The sequence below is a fragment of the Levilactobacillus yiduensis genome, assembly GCF_024718525.1.
Lineage (GTDB): Bacteria > Bacillota > Bacilli > Lactobacillales > Lactobacillaceae > Levilactobacillus > Levilactobacillus yiduensis.
Window position 1 is genome coordinate 96,203 of sequence record NZ_JAMXAZ010000008.1, and the last position, 17,552, is coordinate 113,754.

At 48.0% G+C, this 17,552-nt stretch carries 15 protein-coding genes and 1 pseudogene; 9 read left to right on the top strand and 7 right to left on the bottom strand.

Going from position 1 to position 17,552, the window contains the following annotated elements; translation table 11 throughout:
• Positions 1 to 428 precede the first annotated feature (428 nt).
• On the bottom strand, positions 429 to 1,598 hold the full coding sequence (locus tag NGM66_RS06585) for an MDR family MFS transporter (protein WP_208907707.1): 1,170 nt from the start codon (positions 1,596 to 1,598) through the stop codon (positions 429 to 431).
• Positions 1,599 to 1,835: 237 nt separating this feature from the next.
• Here NGM66_RS06585 and NGM66_RS06590 point away from each other — a divergent pair, with 237 nt between their 5' ends.
• The 4 genes from NGM66_RS06590 to NGM66_RS06605 all read left to right on the top strand — a co-directional run bounded on the left by NGM66_RS06590 (position 1,836) and on the right by NGM66_RS06605 (position 5,745).
• Positions 1,836 to 2,063 carry a heavy-metal-associated domain-containing protein gene (locus NGM66_RS06590; protein WP_208907706.1) on the top strand — a complete coding sequence of 76 codons (228 nt, stop codon included), beginning with the start codon at positions 1,836 to 1,838 and terminating at the stop codon, positions 2,061 to 2,063.
• Positions 2,064 to 2,085: 22 nt separating this feature from the next.
• Positions 2,086 to 2,313 carry a heavy-metal-associated domain-containing protein gene (locus tag NGM66_RS06595; RefSeq protein WP_208907705.1) on the top strand — a complete coding sequence of 76 codons (228 nt, stop codon included), beginning with the start codon at positions 2,086 to 2,088 and terminating at the stop codon, positions 2,311 to 2,313.
• Positions 2,314 to 2,346: 33 nt separating this feature from the next.
• A complete protein-coding gene (locus tag NGM66_RS06600; RefSeq protein WP_208907704.1) occupies positions 2,347 to 2,910 on the top strand; it encodes a Dps family protein in 564 nt (187 codons plus the stop codon).
• 933 nt (positions 2,911 to 3,843) lie between these two features.
• On the top strand, positions 3,844 to 5,745 hold the full coding sequence (locus NGM66_RS06605) for a heavy metal translocating P-type ATPase (protein WP_208907703.1): 1,902 nt from the start codon (positions 3,844 to 3,846) through the stop codon (positions 5,743 to 5,745).
• Positions 5,746 to 5,811: 66 nt separating this feature from the next.
• Here the strand turns inward: NGM66_RS06605 and NGM66_RS06610 are convergent, their stop codons facing one another.
• On the bottom strand, positions 5,812 to 6,162 hold the full coding sequence (locus NGM66_RS06610; protein ID WP_208907702.1) for a hypothetical protein: 351 nt from the start codon (positions 6,160 to 6,162) through the stop codon (positions 5,812 to 5,814).
• A 306-nt stretch (positions 6,163 to 6,468) separates the two neighbouring features.
• Positions 6,469 to 7,272 (bottom strand): Ig-like domain-containing protein, encoded by an 804-nt coding sequence (locus NGM66_RS06615; protein ID WP_208907701.1) that lies wholly within the window; start codon positions 7,270 to 7,272, stop codon positions 6,469 to 6,471.
• Positions 7,273 to 7,512: 240 nt separating this feature from the next.
• Between NGM66_RS06615 and NGM66_RS06620 the strand changes: the two genes are divergently transcribed.
• Positions 7,513 to 8,355, top strand: coding sequence for an aldo/keto reductase (locus tag NGM66_RS06620; protein WP_208907700.1), 843 nt, complete (start codon positions 7,513 to 7,515; stop codon positions 8,353 to 8,355).
• Between the two features lie 453 nt (positions 8,356 to 8,808).
• On the opposite strand, the gene NGM66_RS06625 is transcribed toward NGM66_RS06620, so the two are convergent.
• Positions 8,809 to 9,630, bottom strand: a complete 822-nt coding sequence (locus tag NGM66_RS06625; protein WP_208907699.1) for an AAC(3) family N-acetyltransferase — start codon at positions 9,628 to 9,630, stop codon at positions 8,809 to 8,811.
• Positions 9,631 to 10,090: 460 nt separating this feature from the next.
• On the opposite strand from NGM66_RS06625, the gene zwf reads away from it, so the two are divergent.
• Positions 10,091 to 11,578: a glucose-6-phosphate dehydrogenase gene (gene zwf / locus NGM66_RS06630; RefSeq protein WP_208907698.1), complete on the top strand. Its 1,488-nt coding sequence runs from the start codon at positions 10,091 to 10,093 to the stop codon at positions 11,576 to 11,578.
• A gap of 179 nt (positions 11,579 to 11,757) precedes the next feature.
• The gene (locus NGM66_RS06635; RefSeq protein ID WP_245155330.1) at positions 11,758 to 13,410 is read left to right on the top strand and encodes an IS1182 family transposase; all 1,653 of its coding nucleotides are present in this window, start codon (positions 11,758 to 11,760) and stop codon (positions 13,408 to 13,410) included.
• A gap of 459 nt (positions 13,411 to 13,869) precedes the next feature.
• Here the strand turns inward: NGM66_RS06635 and NGM66_RS06640 are convergent, their stop codons facing one another.
• Complete coding sequence (locus NGM66_RS06640; RefSeq protein ID WP_245155295.1) at positions 13,870 to 14,574, bottom strand: hypothetical protein; 705 nt, start codon at positions 14,572 to 14,574, stop codon at positions 13,870 to 13,872.
• Between the two features lie 232 nt (positions 14,575 to 14,806).
• On the opposite strand from NGM66_RS06640, the gene NGM66_RS06645 reads away from it, so the two are divergent.
• Positions 14,807 to 15,130 (top strand): helix-turn-helix domain-containing protein, encoded by a 324-nt coding sequence (locus NGM66_RS06645; RefSeq protein ID WP_208907696.1) that lies wholly within the window; start codon positions 14,807 to 14,809, stop codon positions 15,128 to 15,130.
• Between the two features lie 70 nt (positions 15,131 to 15,200).
• Here NGM66_RS06645 and NGM66_RS06650 read toward each other — a convergent pair.
• A pseudogene (locus tag NGM66_RS06650) lies at positions 15,201 to 15,656 on the bottom strand (IS110 family transposase); the annotation flags it as partial.
• 308 nt (positions 15,657 to 15,964) lie between these two features.
• Positions 15,965 to 16,717, bottom strand: coding sequence for an SDR family NAD(P)-dependent oxidoreductase (locus tag NGM66_RS06655; RefSeq protein WP_208907694.1), 753 nt, complete (start codon positions 16,715 to 16,717; stop codon positions 15,965 to 15,967).
• 85 nt (positions 16,718 to 16,802) lie between these two features.
• Between NGM66_RS06655 and NGM66_RS06660 the strand changes: the two genes are divergently transcribed.
• Positions 16,803 to 17,495, top strand: a complete 693-nt coding sequence (locus NGM66_RS06660; RefSeq protein WP_208907693.1) for a Crp/Fnr family transcriptional regulator — start codon at positions 16,803 to 16,805, stop codon at positions 17,493 to 17,495.
• Positions 17,496 to 17,552 lie beyond the last annotated feature (57 nt).

Sequence of the window (17,552 nt, forward strand, 5' to 3'; positions counted from 1 at the left end):
TGCTTTAGAAACGTGGCCAACCTATGTATCGGGCTCCCGGTTCGTCTGATTTACTGCCGGCCGACTTCAGTGGGTTGGCGCTCATCAGTGCTGGTTGGCGTTGATTTCCCCCATCCATGCCAAGGATTAAACTGTTTGGCGATTAATCACCCTCGTAGCCGGGAGTTCGCCAAATATGGGTTCAGCCGTGGGACTTACCCAAGCAGTATGGTCTATGCTGCTTGGGTAAGTGGCGTCTTTGAGACGTGTATTTCGGCTCAAAGGCGAGGTGGCGAGACCGCCTTGTGGCTCGCCCCGTCCGCCCACCGCGTTCCGACCCATATTTGGCGGACGGGAGGCGGCCAGTTCCAACCATACCTCTCCTTTCAACCGCCTGAAAACAAAAAACGTGGTCCCCAGACACCGGACCACGCTAACCTTAATCATTTTTAATCGCGCTTCACTCGCGCCGCTCCTCGGTGATTGACGATCATCACCGCAGCCAACGCCAACAGCATCAGCGCCGTGACCGACCAGAACAGGGACCGATAGCTGCCATACTCAATGATCAGCCCGCCATATAGCGGTCCGACCGCCCGACCAAAGGAAATCGCCATGTTGTAAATGCCTTGGAATTTCCCCTTGTCGTTGTCACCAGCCAAGCCGTCGATCCACGCCGGAATCCCCGGGAACCCGGTCATTTCACCCAGCGTCAAGATGACCATGGTCACCACGAACATCACGTAGCTCTTGGCAAAGACCAGCAACAAGAATGACAGGATGAAGACCAACGTCCCCACCCAAATCTGCGAACTCAACTTAAAGTCCGAGCCGATGCGGTTCACGATTGGCTGGCCAAAGACGATCATCAAGCCATTGAGCGTCCACAAGAGACTGTATTTTTCAAATGAGATGCCCAGATTGGTCATGTGGACCGAGATGACACTTTCCCATAAGGAATAACTCATGTACAGGGCGAAGACCAACGCGCTGATCAGCCAGATCAATTTCAACCGGGCTGGCTTGACCGGCCCCTTGGCGTGCGTGTAAGTCTTCTTCTCAATCTTAGCTCTGAAGTCAAAGAAGAAGATCAGTAGTAGGGCCAAATAGCTGACCGCCGCCACCGAGAAGACCAGCGTGACGCCGTGTTTCATCAGGACCCCGACCATCAAGGTCCCGACAACGACCCCTAAGTTCATCCCAATATAGAGGTAATTGAAAACTTTACGGCTCTGTACCGTCTTCACCGTGGCCGCAAAGGAATTGACGACGGTCATCACGATACCGTCGCCCAGTCCGATCAGCAGGAGCATCACACCAAAGATCGGCCAACCATGGAAGAATATCAGTGTCGTCATCGGAACAAAGGAACACAGCGTCCCCACGATTCCCGAGTAAAACGGCGACCAATTGTCAAACAGCCACCCACCAAGCCAATTGCCCAGAATCATACATAATGACATCCCCAGCAACGCAATACCTGCTAGCGTTAACGTCTGGTGGAGCTGATTGTGCATGTAGACTGTAGTTAACGGCCACATACACGCCGCAGCGGCATTAAGCAGTAAGGTCGCCGACACAATCCCCGCCATACTGACTTCTCTTTTGGTTTTCCACATTTACTGTCCCTCACTTATCTTCAATCTGCCTTCATTGTCGCATATTTAAAATATTTCTGAAACAGTTACCTCTCCAAAAGGCGATTAAACCGCGTTTTTTTGCGAAAATCACCAATTTTTTAAAGAAATTCACGATTTTTTGCCTAACTTGATCTGAGTCAAGTTCTTTTCGCCCAGTCGCCCGTATACTAAGTCATGTAATCAAGGCAAACGAAAAAGCCGAAGGAGGTTTTCATTATGAGTAAAGTAACCATGAAGTTAGATGATCTGACCTGCCCGTCTTGCATGACCAAGATCGAAGGCGCGCTAAGTAAGAAGGCTGGCGTCAAAAACGTCAAGGTCCTCTTCAACGCCAGCAAGGTCAAAGCCGAATTCGACGACCAGACCGTTTCAGCCGAAGATTTAGCCACCACCGTAACCGATTTAGGCTACGCCGTTCAGAGTAGTAAAGTTAAAGCACTTTAAAACCATTAGGAGGTTTTCAATTATGAGTAAAGTAACGATGAAGTTAGACGCATTGACCTGCCCCTCTTGCATGACCAAGATTGAAGGCGCGCTGAGTAAGAAGGATGGCGTGGAAAACGTCAAGGTCCTCTTCAACGCCAGCAAGATCAAGGCAGACTTCGATGACAGCCAAGTGACCGCTGAAAGCCTCGCTGACACGGTCACCGACCTCGGCTACACCGTGAAGAGTTCTAAAGTTAAAGCCCTCTAATCCATCCCCTAAAAACGAAAGGAAGTTCAACCAATGACAACTACCACTATGAGTATCGAAGACCGCTTTGCAGCAGAACAAGCCCAAACTGACCACGACCACCACGTACCAACGGCCGGCGCCATGACCAACCACATCCTGTCTAACCTGCACATCTCCATCGTGAAGTTCCATCAAGTGCGGTGGTCCGTCAAAGGCCCACTGGCATTGAGCGTTCGCCAATTACTAGCCGGCTACATTGACACTTACCGCAAGCAATTTGATGCCTTGGGCGAACTGCTCTTGGACGAAGGCGAAACGGTGTCGACGACGACCAAGGAATACCACGACTACAACATGCTGCAAGAAAGTGGCGCCAAGAAGTACCTGAGTGCCGAAGACCAAGTCAGTGAGCTGGTCCACGACGCTGATACCCACAACCTCTTCATCGACCGGGCTATCAAGCTTGCCGAAAAAGAAGAACGCCCAGCGTTGGCTAGCTTCTTAACTGACCTCCGCGGCACCAACAACCACATCATCCGTGAACTCCAAGCCGTACTGGGCAACGATGCCCGCGACGGTCTGGACGAAGAAGACGATGATGACGACGAAGATTAATCACTAGCATCACGCACTTACGAAATTGTTTCATCCTGCGAGAAAACGCGATTCACTCAGTACACTGCGAGGTGCTGAGTGAATCGCGTTTTTACTTATCACTGGCCAACCTGTATGTATCTGCCTACCTAAGATCCGGGCTACGCAATCTTGAGTTTACATCCCTTGCTCGGACCTCACCGCCATGCTATTATACAGGCGTAAACATGACGGACCAATGTTATTGCACCAGTCCCCTCTTTCTAGCAAGCCGCTTTAAGAGCGGTGACTAGAAACAGAAATGATTAAGGCAGTCCCATAACTCGCCAAAGTTAATTGAAGTTATGCACGCTAGTCGTCACAAATTGTTTTACTGCGGCTACCATTGTCTTCGTCTTCTCAACCCATGGAAGAGATGGCCCGCCCTAAAAAACCGAGGACGGGCCATCTCTTTTTAATTCATATTTCAATACGGTCAGTTTTTAGGTGCTTACATTACTAGCACTACGCGTTACCTATGAACCTTACCAATTGCTTGCTCCCGACCAGCATAGTATGATATGGGAGTGAATGAGAAGGGATTCGTAGAAACACACTAATCCCAGGCAGTCGTTTTAAAGGCGGTGGCCAGTTACTTAAAGATTGTCGCCCTGTAACTCGCCAAAGTTATAGTCAGGACGGCTTTGTAGTTATATGCAGCAAAAAAGATGGTTCACCTTCAAAATATCGGGGTGGATCATCTATTTTGTTCTATATCCAGTGCAAGCGTGAACGATTTGGCGCTGCATCAACTATTTTTCATCATTTTCCCCCAAAAAATAAAAATAATCCCAACTATTTCCTCCAACTTGATTCGCATCAAGTTAATCTCCCCCATTCCAAGGCATAATGAATACATAAACAAGGAACGAAACATTAGCACTTAGGAATTATCAATAGAAAGGATGCTCTCCCATGAAATTTCAACGTTTTATTTACAGTCATACCAATCCCATTACCTTCTGGTCAGCCGGCTTAATCATTCTTGGCTTCCTGAACGCTTGGTTCACCAAAGTCCCTTATGTCACCGATGTCGCTTGGATCATCGCTTCTGTGATTGCCGCAGCGCCAATCGTTTTACGGGCTATCAGCGCGTTGAAAGCCAAGGTTTTCAGTATTGAACTCCTGGTCGGCATCGCCGTTATTGGGGCCTTCGCCATTGGTGAATTTGAAGAATCTGCTATCGTAACTTTCCTCTTTCTCTTCGGGTCCTACCTGGAACAAAAGACGTTGGCCAAAACGCGGGGCGCTATCCAATCCCTGACTGAAATGGCCCCAACGACCGCCCAATTGGTCAACGATGACGGCACGACTGAAGAAGTCGACGTCGATGACCTGGAAGAAGGCAACGTGGTCTTAGTCAAGGCCGGTGGCCAAGTCCCAGTCGATGGTAAGATCGTCGACGGCTCTGGCTACGTCAATGAAGCCTCCATCACCGGTGAATCTCGCCCGGTTAATAAGCAAAATGGTGACGGCGTTTACTCCGGTGCCATGGTTGAAAGTGGGACCTTAACCATCGAAGCTACGCAAGTTGGTGACGAGACCACTTTCTCCAAGATTATTGAATTAGTTGAAGAAGCGCAAGACACCAAGTCTCCTGCTGAAAAGTTTATTGATAAATTTGCCCAATACTACACCCCAGCCGTCTTAGTCATTGCCATTCTAGTTTACGTCTTCTCACAAGATCTCCGGTTAGCCATCACCGTCTTAGTCCTCGGTTGCCCTGGTGCCCTGGTTATCGGTGCCCCCGTTTCAAACGTGGCTGGGATCGGTAACGGTGCCAAGAATGGGATCTTAATCAAAGGTGGCGACGTGGTTGAAAGCCTCGCCAAGGTTGATACGATTGTCTTTGACAAGACTGGTACCTTAACCACTGGTAAAATGACCGTCGCTGACATGAAGCAATACACCACTGATAAGTCTCTCTTAGCCGGTGTGGCCCAAGTCGAAAAGACTTCCGATCACCCGCTGGCTCAAGCCATTGTGGCTCACCTAGATGCGCATTTACAAGACAACGCCAGCGCCATTGAAACTGAAACCATCAAGGGTCGTGGGATGGTCGGTCAATGGCACGACAACGACCTGTACGTTGGTAACGCCGCTTTATTAAAGGACCACGACATCACATTGACGGACGACCAACTCGCTGACCTCCACAGCATGCAAGACGAAGGCCAATCCACCGTGTTAGTCGGTTATCAAGGCCAACTTGCCTTTATCCTGGGCGTCGCTGATACGGTTCGGCCAGAAGTTCCTGCCGCTTTAGCCGCTTTGAAACGCCAAGGTATCAAGCACTTAGTTATGTTAACCGGTGACAACCAAGCCACTGCCCAAGCTGTTGCTGAATCATTGGGCATCGACGAAGTACACGCCGACTTACTGCCAGCCGACAAGGTTACCTTCGTCAAGAAGTTCCAAGACATGGGCCGCAACGTTGCCTTCGTTGGTGACGGGATCAACGATAGCCCATCCTTAGCCACTGCCAGCGTTGGTATTGCCATGGGTGGTGGGACCGACGTCGCCATCGAAACTGCCGACGTGGTCTTGATGCAATCCAGCTTTACCGCTTTGAATCACGCGGTTGGCCTGGCCAAGAAGACCTCTGCCAACACCAAGGAAAATATCACCATCGCCATCTTAACGGTTGCCTTCCTGCTGATCGGGTTGGTTTACGGTTACATCTACATGGCCAGTGGGATGTTCGTCCACGAAGCCTCCATCCTCGTGGTTATCTTCAACGCGATGCGCCTGATTGGCTACAAGCCTCGCGGTACCAAGCAAGCTAAGCCAGCTACCCAACAATTAGCGACGAACTAATCAAACGTTTTTAAAAAAGTCCTGGTCACCATCACAACTGATGGTTGGCCAGGACTTTTGGTGTCTTTAGATTTTAATCGCATAACATTTTAACCCACTACCTACGACGAGATACAGCAGGTAGCCTAGAATCAGCCAGTCAAAGCCGGTCCCCACCAGCGTGGCGTACCCACTGATACTCACGACGCCCAACACACCGCTCAGCAACGTGATGCCGCGGAATCGCAGCCAAAAGAGACTCACGGCAAAGATTACGGTCGCACTGGCTGTCAAGACCCACAAGACTAGCTCGGAACCCGCGGCCTCCCCATATGAGACGGCCACATCATTGGCCATGTACCCCATGGCTAAGCCAGCCGCAATCGCCAATCCCGCGACGCCCAAAGCTGTTAAACTGATTCTGATTGACCGTTGCACCGGCGCTCTCCCCTTTTCCCTGAAATGTCAGTTTCTCTAAACATCTTACCCTTTTCTGATTAAAGATACAAAAGGTGTTTCCGCTTTACCATTAATTTGGATAAACGAATTTGTGACGAATCTTTATAGAGGCTGCACACGAGTAGTCTGCGGCTGACTCCGGTGGGCGGTCACTTTCCTTTGTAGGTGGCCAACCTGGACTAATTTTTTAATAATCAGCTCAAAATAAAAGAGGCCAGAACCAAAGTCCCGACCTCACTACGCTAACTGGGCGTTAGGCCCACGTTTTACGCGTCATTATTTGAATTAAGCCTTAGTGAAAGTCCACTTAGCAGCTGGGGCAACGCCGGCCTTAACGGCAACGGCCTTATCCTTACTGTTAACGATCTTGAACTTCTTAGCAGACGTGAAGTGCATGTAGAAGCTCTTAGACGTCTTAGAACCCTTAGGCGTGTAAGTAATCTTCCAGAACGTTGGGGTCTTAGCGTTTACGCTGTACTTGGCGTAAGAAACTAGCGTCTTGACCTTCTTACCATTCTTGTAGAGCGTTTGGTTAAAACCAGTCTTTTGACTGAAGACAAACTTTTGGGAGTACTTGTTCGCCGTGTTTGACTTCCAAGTCCCAGTTGGTGTCTTAACGGAGAAGCTAGCCGCCGTGGTCTTCTTCGTAGAAGTCTTGGTAGCGGCCTTCTTCGTAGTCGTGGTCTTAGTCGTCGTCTTCGTTGCTGCCTTAGTCGCAGCGGCTTGGACCCGGATGATCCGGTAGAAAGACGTCTTGGTCTTAGGGTTAGTTGCGTAAACGTAAACGTTCGCGTTCTTCTTCAGCTTCTTGGACAGCTTGATGCTGTACTTGCCAGTCTTCTTGGAGGCAGTACCGCTAGCCAAGTTCTTCTTAGCGTTCTTCGTCGCCTTAACAGTGATCTTAGAACCCTTCGTTGCCGTCCCCGAAACCTTGTTGGAAGACGTGTAAATGGCGTTAACACTCAGGCTAGGCCCAACGTGCGTTGCCGCATTTGCCGTTACAGTGGGCGTCGCCACAGAAACTGGGGCAACAGCGCCGATAGTAGCTAAAGTGACCAACCCGGTCATCGCAACCATAAATTTTTTCATTATATCCTGACCCCTATTCTACCGGCGTTTCCCACCGGCAATTAATTTTTTAACCGCTTAGTAGTATAACAGATTTTATAGGAAAAAGAACCAAAATCGAACAGGAGTTTAGCTTTTTTTAACCACCCTTAAGATTAACTTGATTTACCATTAGAAACGAAACTAAATGTTTGCTTCTGCCGGTTAAAAAGACTAACTTATTGTCAGTAAACTTATTCTATTTAGTTAGGTGGTACTCTAATGGGGAAAACATTCAAATTTGATGATGATTTAACGGTTAATCGGTTGGGCTACGGCACCATGCAGCTGACTGGCAAGGGTGTCTGGGGCCCCGTGGCTGACCCAGATAATGCGGTCAAGGTCATTGAAACGGCCATCGATAACGGCGTCAACTTTATTGATACCGCTGATGCTTACGGTCCCTTCTACGCCAACCTGTACCTGCGTAAGGCCTTACAGGAACGGCCGAACAACCACGTTATGGTTGCCACCAAGGTTGGCCAGACGCGTCAAGGCCCTGACATTTGGACCCCAACCGGTGTGCCCGCCTACCTGCGCCAACAGGTTGAATTGAACCTGTTCACGTTAGGCCTGGATCACATTGATCTGCTGCAACTGCACCGAATCGACCCGACGGTACCGCTAGCCGACCAAATCGGCGAGCTGAAAGCGATGCAAGACGAGGGCAAGATCAAGCACATCGGCCTCAGCCAGGTCTCTGTTGACCAGCTCAAGGAAGCCGAAAAGATTGCGCCAATCGCCTCCGTGCAAAACATGTACAACCTCAGCAATCGTCAAGATGAAGACGTCCTGGACTACGCTGACGCCCACCACATCGCCTTCATCCCGTGGTTCCCATTGGCAACGGGTCAGTTGATCGACAACCCAACCCTGATCAACATCGCGAAGAAGTACGACGCCTCACCCGCACAAATCGCGTTGGCATGGCTGTTGAAGCGGTCCGATGTCATCTTACCAATTCCTGGGACCAAGTCCACTGACCATGAACTGCAAAACATTCATGGCGCAGACATCGACTTGAGCCAGGCGGACTTTGACGCCCTGAAGGCTTTAGCTGATTAAAAATTGAATCGTCCGGTGGTCGCTGTTATCTCTAAGATAGCTGCGACCACTTTTTTAATTGCGGATTGAAAGGTGAAAATCGTCTAAAACACCGCCACGGCATTTGGTGCGCTAAATTAGTTTTGTGCCGGTACACAATCTGAACTAGCCGTCTGCTGTCTCCCAACTATGGGTCGGAACGCGGTGGGCGGACGGGGCGAGCCATAGTACGGTCTCGACGCCTCGACTCTGAGCCAAAAGACCGCTGCTAAGGTAGCTTCTACCATATTTGGTAGACTCTCGGCTAAAAAGAAGCTTAACCATCAATCAGTTTAACCCTTGGCGACGTATTCTTTACTGTCAAATACGCTTTAATCCAGTAGAACTGCCAGCTGACGGAGGCATTCTGCTTTCGCCAATCTCAACGGCTGGAAACCATCCGATTGGAAATTATGGTTTAATCAAACCTTCCGTCTACCCTTGCGCGGCGTCCTTAGCCCGATAGTACGTCCGGGCAAAGTCGACCAGCTGGCGCATTGACATGACGCGGGCCGTGCGGTGATCACCGATAGTCGCCTCCTGGACCGCTTGTGGGTATGCCGCCATGAAGGCCGCCCCCATTTCATTGAAATCATCATACGGTTCCAGCGGTGCCATTTGAAAGCTGATCCACTTGGTCTGTCCATTGATCTTGATTGGGGCACGCTCCAAATGCGTCGGCCGGTCCAGCGTCGAATCCGCCAAGTGAATGGCCGTGGCGTTCTCAAACGGCGTGCCTAAGCACAATACCTTGGCATCCAGGTCGTAGAGCTTCTGTAGCGGTCCCTGGGCCCCAAACGGCAGATCAAACGTGGTGGTCGCACAGATTGCCGCGGCATCCCGGCCCCAGGCGGTCATGGAACAGGTCGGATGGTTACTGCGCTGGGTATCCGGTAGCGTCCGAAAGTATTCGGGCGTCACCCCGATCATGTGACACGGCGTTGAGTCACGGTCAAAGGCGGGCATCCCCGCAATGACCTTCGCCTGGAGGTCAGGACGCACTGGGGGATTACCCCAGTCAGTCGGGTCAGACCAGTCCGCCGTTTGGGCGGGCATGGCAATATTGCCTTGATTCAGCGTTGCCTTTAAAGCTGAAACTAGTGTCTGCTCGCCGCCGGGGATAAAGCCAAACGCACTGAGCGCCGTGTGTACCAAGCAGGTGTCTGTCACCGTTAATCCCAGCTGCGCAAACAGCCGCTGTAGGTCGGTCGCCGTCGTCACGGTCTGAATTTCTCGTTGATTCCAATTCGTTGTCATGGGAACCCCTCTTTTCGTGTGGGTTAAGTGTACCATGCTGCTGGGCAAATGGCGGGGCCTTACGAAACTTTCTCACCAATCCGCGTCGTCTCACGTTACACCCAAGACCTTTTCTGCTAGACTACAGGTGGTAGCGATTCCAAAATTTTACTTGCGGAAAGGCGCTTCCATGAGAACCGGCCTAAAATATAAACGTTTTCATGAAAACGTAAGATTCATGAAAACGTTGATTTTACGCCAATGCAACCGGTTGTCTAAAATTTAAATTCTTGCTTTAAAAAGGTCGCGTTTCACGGCAAAGTAGCGTATAATAACTTTCTGAAGTGGTCTAGACAGTGTCTAGGCAACTCGCGGACCTGAGGTGGCCTTGCTCACCGCCTCGGATAACCGATAGTCTCTAACGCATGTATTTGTAGATACTGCTCATATAACGTAATCAATCTTAAGGAGTGACGATCTCGTGGCAACTGAACGCACAGCTTTATTCATGTTCTTCGGGGGTACCGGTGACTTGGCTTACCGGAAACTTTACCCTAGTCTGTTTAACCTTTATCAAAAAGGCAGCTTACGGACCCATTTCGCCGTTATCGGGACTTCCCGGCAAACATTAGACGACGACAAATTCCGCGCCGCAGTTAAGAAGTCTTTGGCTGATAGCGGTAACCGCGCCGACTCAAAAGAAGCCAGCGATTTTATTTCTCATTTCTACTACCAAGCTCACGACGTTACCGACACGGCGCACTATTCCGTCTTGAAGGACGCCGCCGAAAAGCTGGACAAGAAGTACAAGTTACAAGGTAACCGGATCTTCTATCTGTCCATGGCCCCACAATTCTTCGGCACGATTGCCCAAGACTTGAAGAACCAAGGCTTAATGTCCAAGAACAAGGACGCCTTCAACCGGTTAGTCATTGAAAAGCCATTCGGCCGCGACTTTGACTCCGCTAAACAATTAAATGACGCCTTAAGCAAGTCCTTCAAGGAAGAACAAATCTTCCGGATCGACCACTACTTGGGTAAGGAAATGATTCAAAACATTGAAGCCTTACGTTTCGGCAACACCTTGGTTGAATCTCTGTGGAACAACCGTTACATTGACAACATCCAAGTCACCCTGTCTGAAAAGTTAGGGGTCGAAGAACGGGCTTCTTACTACGACAACAGTGGGGCTTTGCGGGATATGGTCCAAAACCACATCATGCAAATCGTTTCTCTGTTAGCCATGGAACAACCTGTTGCCTTCACGGATACGGATATCCGGGCTGAAAAGGTCAAGGCTTTACGGAGCCTGCGCGTGTACAACGTGGCTGACGCCGCTACCAACTTTGTCCGGGGCCAATACGGCTCGATCGACAATCAACCTGACTACCGTCACGAAGACAATGTGCCGGCTGATTCAACGACTGAAACGTTCGTTGCTGGGAAATTGTTATTCGACAACTACCGTTGGTCTGGTACCCCATTCTACGTCCGGACTGGGAAGATGTTAGCTGACAAATTCACCCGGGTTGACGTTGTCTTCAAGCGTCCATTGGTTGATATCTTTGCCTTCCCACAATCTCAAAACACGCCATTGGCTGCCAACGTTTTGACGATCTTCGTGGAACCACACGCTGGGTTCTCTCTGCAATTGAACGCCAAGACCAACGACGCTGGGTTCTCAACGGAACCAATCAAGTTGGACTACTTGGTAGATGCCAAGAAGTCTAAGGAAACGCCAGAACCTTACGAACGTCTGTTACACGACGTCTTGAAGGGTGACGGGACCAACTTCTCCAGCTGGCCAGAAGTTTCCTACGCTTGGAAGTTCGTCGACCAAATCCGTCGTGTTTGGGACTTACAAGAACCAAACTTCCCGAACTACACGCCACATTCTATGGGACCAGCCGCCGCTGAAGAACTCATTCAACGCGACCACCGTGAATGGATCTACCGTTTGAATAATTAAATTAATTGATAAGAGTCTGGGACAGACTCCCAACTCGCATATTAAAAGGGGTCCTCTCAAGAAATCATCCGATTTCTTGAGAGGACCCCTTTTAAGCTTATGTATACACAGAGATGGTAATCCCTGCTATTCTTTAGGTGCTGAACCAAAAAAGAAAAGAGATAACCAACTCCATGCAAATGAATTATACCAGTAATCGCACCACTTTGGAACTCAATCTATCTTGGCAACCTCAATCAAACAGCGTCGCCTGGGCTATTAACGCTATTGTGGACGATATTCCGACCGCTACTTTTCAAACCAGTTCAGCTCCTACCGGTCGGCCTTCATATCCACCACAGTTACTCTTAAAGCTTTGGCTCTTTGGCTATTTACGCCAGACTTTTTCGGGGCGTAAGCTTGTTCAATTGGCTAACGAAAACCTAGTGATGCGTTGGTTCATCGGCCCAAATCTAACTATTCCGAGTTACCGAACCTTCAATCGATTCCGCAGTAATCCTGGAACTCTGAGACTAATCGAAGGGCTCTTTCGCGCCTTTCGTGATTACCTGACGATGATCGGCCTCTTCAATAATTCCGCACTTTTCATTGATGGGACGAAGATCTTGGCTGACGCTAATAAATATACGTTTGTCTGGCGTAAATCCATTGAGAAGGCTGAACCTAAGCTCGATGATAAGACGGCCTCGCTTTATCAAGAATTATTGAATTATCAAGTATCCATACCGCGTTTCTCGCCGCGAGAACGCGCGTTAACTAGTGCTGACCTGATTAAATTAACCACTAATTTAACACTCGCAATCAATGGTTTAACCGAAAAAATCAAATTTGAAAAGCCGCGTCGTGGTGGTTCACAAGCCAAACGTCATCGCCGGAAATTAAAGCATTTTCTCCACCTGTTGACGACTGACTATTTACCTCGTAAACAGCGCTATGAGCTGGCTGAGAAGACCTTTGGTGACCGAAATAGCTTCTCGAAGACTGATCATGATGCAACCTTCATGCGGATGAAAGAGGACCCCATGAGAAATGGCCAACTAAAACCAGGATATAATTTACAGGTTGCCAGTCAACGACAATTTGCCCTTTATTATCAGCTTTTCCAGCGCCCAACGGATACGCGAACCTTGATTCCATTCGTGACGCATATCTTTAAACAGTCGCCGCGAGTCGTTCAATATTTGGTGGCGGACGCTGGGTATGGCAGTGAGATGAACTACCAAAAGCTTACTGATGACTTTCAAACCAAGTATCTGATTCCTTATGGCATGTACGAAAAAGAACAAACCCGCTCTTATCATAAAGACCGGCGCAAAGTCGCTAACTGGCAATATGATGAATTGAACGATCAGTACACCGATCCTGATGGCATAATCTTTAATTTTCACCATTACAGTACCCGTCATGACCGCTACGGCTATGAAAGACAATTTAAGGTTTATCGCTCAGTCAAATACTTTGAGGACCCAAAGCGCGAGGCTTTGGCGACAACCAAGAGAGGTAACCGCCGTCAAATCAGTGTGAACTATAGTTGGCTTTACTTTAAAGACCAGGCGAAGAAACAGCTGACTAGTAAGGTTGGCCACGCTTTGTATGCGCATCGTAAAATTGAGATCGAACCGATCTTCGCTGATTTAAAGACCTACCTGAAGTTCAAGCGATTCTCAGTTCGCGGCTTAACCGCGGCTACCAATGAGATTGGCATTGCCTTAATGGCTGAGAACCTATCAAAATTATCGAAGACAGTTAAGCAGGCTCATATCATGCCAAAGAAAAGTGGTGTTAATTGCCGGTTCGTGGCAATTAACACCACTTATTACTTCAGATTCTAGGTTTTTTTATATGAAAACTCCATCGAAAGAAGCGTACACTAAATAAAGACCTAGGTGGGTCCAAAAAAATAAAATTTGTAATTTTATATTCATGCTCAAAGGCAATATTTCGGGGTACTCACAAGTTAGGTGGATCAGTTTGTCCCTCGGCAAAGAGAAGTACCAATAAAACGACGATCACTAATCCTTCAATGATAGTTTGTCATCAACAGGTTAATGACCGTCGTTTTCATGTTTCGGGGTGTGCGGTAGCACATGCAAGTCTGTCCCAGACTCTTTTTGATGACACTCTTTTAAAATGACCAATACACTACAAACAAGCTAAATAAAAAAAGTACGATTACACTCAAACACGTTGTTTGATTAAATTTCTTACGATATACTCGAACGATTGCAATTAAGATTGCAAAGACAGCCCCAAATATGCCTAAGATTGTTAAAAAATTCAAATTACTTCACCTATTTTAGTTTTCTGATATTCGTTTGTTTCTGAGATCCCAAACTTGCAATTGGGAATTCATCAGTGGCCGTGACACGACATCCACCTTTTGAAGACCCCTTAGAAATCCATTTTTTCATGTCTCTTTGCGCCTCATCAAAATGGCCTCCGATTACAGTACCGCCAACCATGCCAACTAGTGCACCAACAGCAGACCCCAGAAAACCAGCAGACGCTCCTGCAGCCGCGCCAGAGGTTGCCCCTAGCCCTTTAAGAGAGAGCGCAGTTTTACCATAATATGAACGTAAATCGGCCAAACCGGATTTTTTGTAAGCAAAATCATTCAGACCTCCATTGACAAATTTCTCAGAAAACGAACGACCTCGGGCTTGTGCATGATCAGCCTCATCTTCGATATTATAATCGATCTGGGCTCCATCATACTTAGCAATCAATTCTTGATATTTTGCTTTTTCCTGTTCAGGTGTAATTAAAACAGATTGTGCAGTAACTTTGCGGGCCTCTTCACTTAATTTCTTCCAATTATCATTAACATGGACTCTTACTTTCAACCCACGTAATGCTAGTGGAACTGGATTATTTTGAGACGATCTGTTTGAAGATTGTTGCTCAGTTGTAGCAGCTAAAGATTGGGTTGTTGGAACTATGATACCCGATAACGAAAAAACTGTCATTAAAATGACACTACTCTTTTTAATATTCATGTTTTATAACTCCACCTTATATTTTTCGTTGATCCGGATCAACAATTCCAAGATTACCTAACTTAATTCAATTTAGAAAGAACCGATTGTTTTACGCTTCATCTAAGTTTCGGCATGTAAACTTCAAATTTACGTAGGAGTAAAACGTAAAGAGACGGTAAAATAATCCACGAATGTTTCATGATAAAATGGTATAGGCCAAATAGAATTTATTTTACGGAGGAAGGTCATTATGAACGCTATCGGAAAGAACCTACGGGAAGCACGTACGTCAAATCAAATGTCGCAAGAGGACGTCAGTAATCACTTGAATATTTCACGACAATCAATTTCCAGATGGGAAAATGATCGTGGGTATCCTGATATTGAAAAATTAATCAAGTTACGCTCACTATACAATGTAACGATAGATTCATTATTGTTGGGCGTAGAAGATCGGAAAAAGAACTCTATTTCAAAAATAGGGAATGAACCAAATTCTTCCCTCAAAACATTCTTAATTTTTGGATGCCTTGGAACATTAATTGGACATGCTTTGATAATGGCATTCATCTAACGCTTGTTCCAAAGTTCCATAAGCATTTCTATTTTTGAAAACTTGAAAGTTAGACGTAAAGAAACGGTACTTGATGGACACGATTTTTTTGTTTATTGCGTGATTCAATCAAGTGTTTGCGGGTACGTGTTAAATCACGCAAATCTTGAATTGTTTCATCGGGGACAAAGCTCGCAGGTATCAAGTCTAAACGAAGTAATTTGGCAATCCACCGCGCGTCCTTTTTGTCGGTCTTGTGTCCGGGAATCCCCTTTATTCTTTGGGGATTGGCTAAAATAAGGCTAAATTTATCAGCCAAGACGTGCCAGATAGGTCTCCAAAAGACACCCGTACTTTCCATCGCAACAGCTTGGCAATCAAACGTATTTAACCAGTCGGCCAACTGGTCAAGTTGTGATTGTGTTGTGCCAAAAGTACGTAGCTCAGCTTTTGGCCGCGTAGAAGTTCGTTTACCATGTAGGATACAAGCGACAACGGTTCCTTGGTGGACGTCCAAGCCGGCGCAGCAGTCATACGTTACATCCATATCCATGATGAAGCCTCCCTCGTATAGTATGTAGAAGGATTCCCTAACTGAATAAAATTTGTAATTTTATATTCATGCTCAAAGGCAATATTTCGGGGTACTCACAAGTTAGGTGGATCAGTTTGTCCCTCGGCAAAGAGAAGTACCAATAAAACGACGATCACTAATCCTTCAATGATAGTTTATCATCAAAAGGTTAGTGACCGCCGTTTTCATGTTTCGGGGTGTGCGGCAGCACATGCAAGTCTGTCCCAAACTCTTTTTTGCACAAAAAAACGAGGGCCCTGCTTGTCCTCGTCAAATACACCTCACAAATCCAGAATCCCCATTCCTTTGAACTCAGCGTAACCGTCGTCAGCCATCACAACACTCCCATTGATAGCGGCTGCTTCAGGCAAGGTCATGAGCCAGATTGCCCCGGCCAGCTCATCCGTTGTAATCAGCCGGCCCTTCATCAAGAGCTTTGACCCGTATGCCCGGGCTTTGTCCGGTACCATCCCCGTGTCGACCCAACCTGGTGCCACGCAGACCACCCGAATGCCAAACGGACTCAGTTCACGGGCTAGTGCCTTGGTAAACATGTGAATGCCACCCTTGGAGGCGTGGTAGGCAATCGACTCGTGGTTGGCCATCACGCCGTCAATGGACCCGACGTTAATGATGGTGCCGTTTCCCTGTTGCTTCATGACTTTAGCCACGGCCTTTGCCATGTAGATGCTCCCTAACAGATTGATTTGAATCGTCTGTTCCACGTTATCCAAATCCGCATCTGTCAAATCAACTTCTTTCGCTAGGATGCCGGCCACGTTGGCCAAGACATCGATGCGACCATACTGTTCCATCACGGCCGCAATAGTCTGCTGAACGGCATCTCGGTCAGCGACATTGCAAGTCAAAACGCTAAAGTGTTCGGTCCCAATCTGTTGCTTAGCCGCTGCTACCTTATCAGCCGCATCCACGCTGGCGGCCACGACCTCGTAGCCCTCCTGGACGAATTTTTGTGCCGTTGCCAACCCAATACCACTGGTACCACCCGTAATCACTGCCACTTGCTTTGTCATCCAATCACTCCTTAATGTCAGTATCTACTTACATTTTAGGCTATAATTGGAAGCGCTTATACATCAAGTGAGGTGGACACACAACATGCTCAAAATTCCCGAATACTACTACGACAGCACCTTTGCCGATTTTCAAAGTACGTTAACAACTGGGCGAACACCCCAAACTTTCCAAACCAACGACCAACTGGTCACGATTGGTGAATTCATGACCCACAGTTTTTACGTTTATCACGGCATCTTACGTTTTTACATTCTAGATGCCGAAACAGGTAGTGAAAAGACTGAACTATTTATCGGCCCCGGCGGTCTATTTCCCCTCTACAGCCCCATAGAACGGCAATACCGAATGGAACGGGACGCCTTCTTAGTCAAAGCGCAAACGGATGTGGTGGTCACACCCTTGCCCCAACGTGACTTGGCTTCCCTGTTGACCACCACGCCACCTTTTTCCCTGGCCATGTTGAGGCAGTACGCGGACTTTAGTAGCATCCTTCTGTACGACGCGGTGGTGCTCGCTACCCAAGACAGTCTGACCAAGGTCTGCAACTATCTGTATCAATACGAAAAGCTACTTAAGACCCACGGTATCATCCTGACCCAAGCCGCGATGGCCAGTAACGTGGGCCTGCCGCTATTAACGTTCACCCGCGTGCTGCAAAAGCTCCGAGAACAGGGCATCGTGACGACCGCCCGTAAAACGCTGACGGTGGTCGACTGGCCAGGATTGGTTCAACGCTGTAGCCCGGAACTGTTGGGCACGGAACTGTATGACTGATTCACATACAGCAATATACTGGTATGCCGTAAGAAGGCGCCCTTATGACCCCATTAT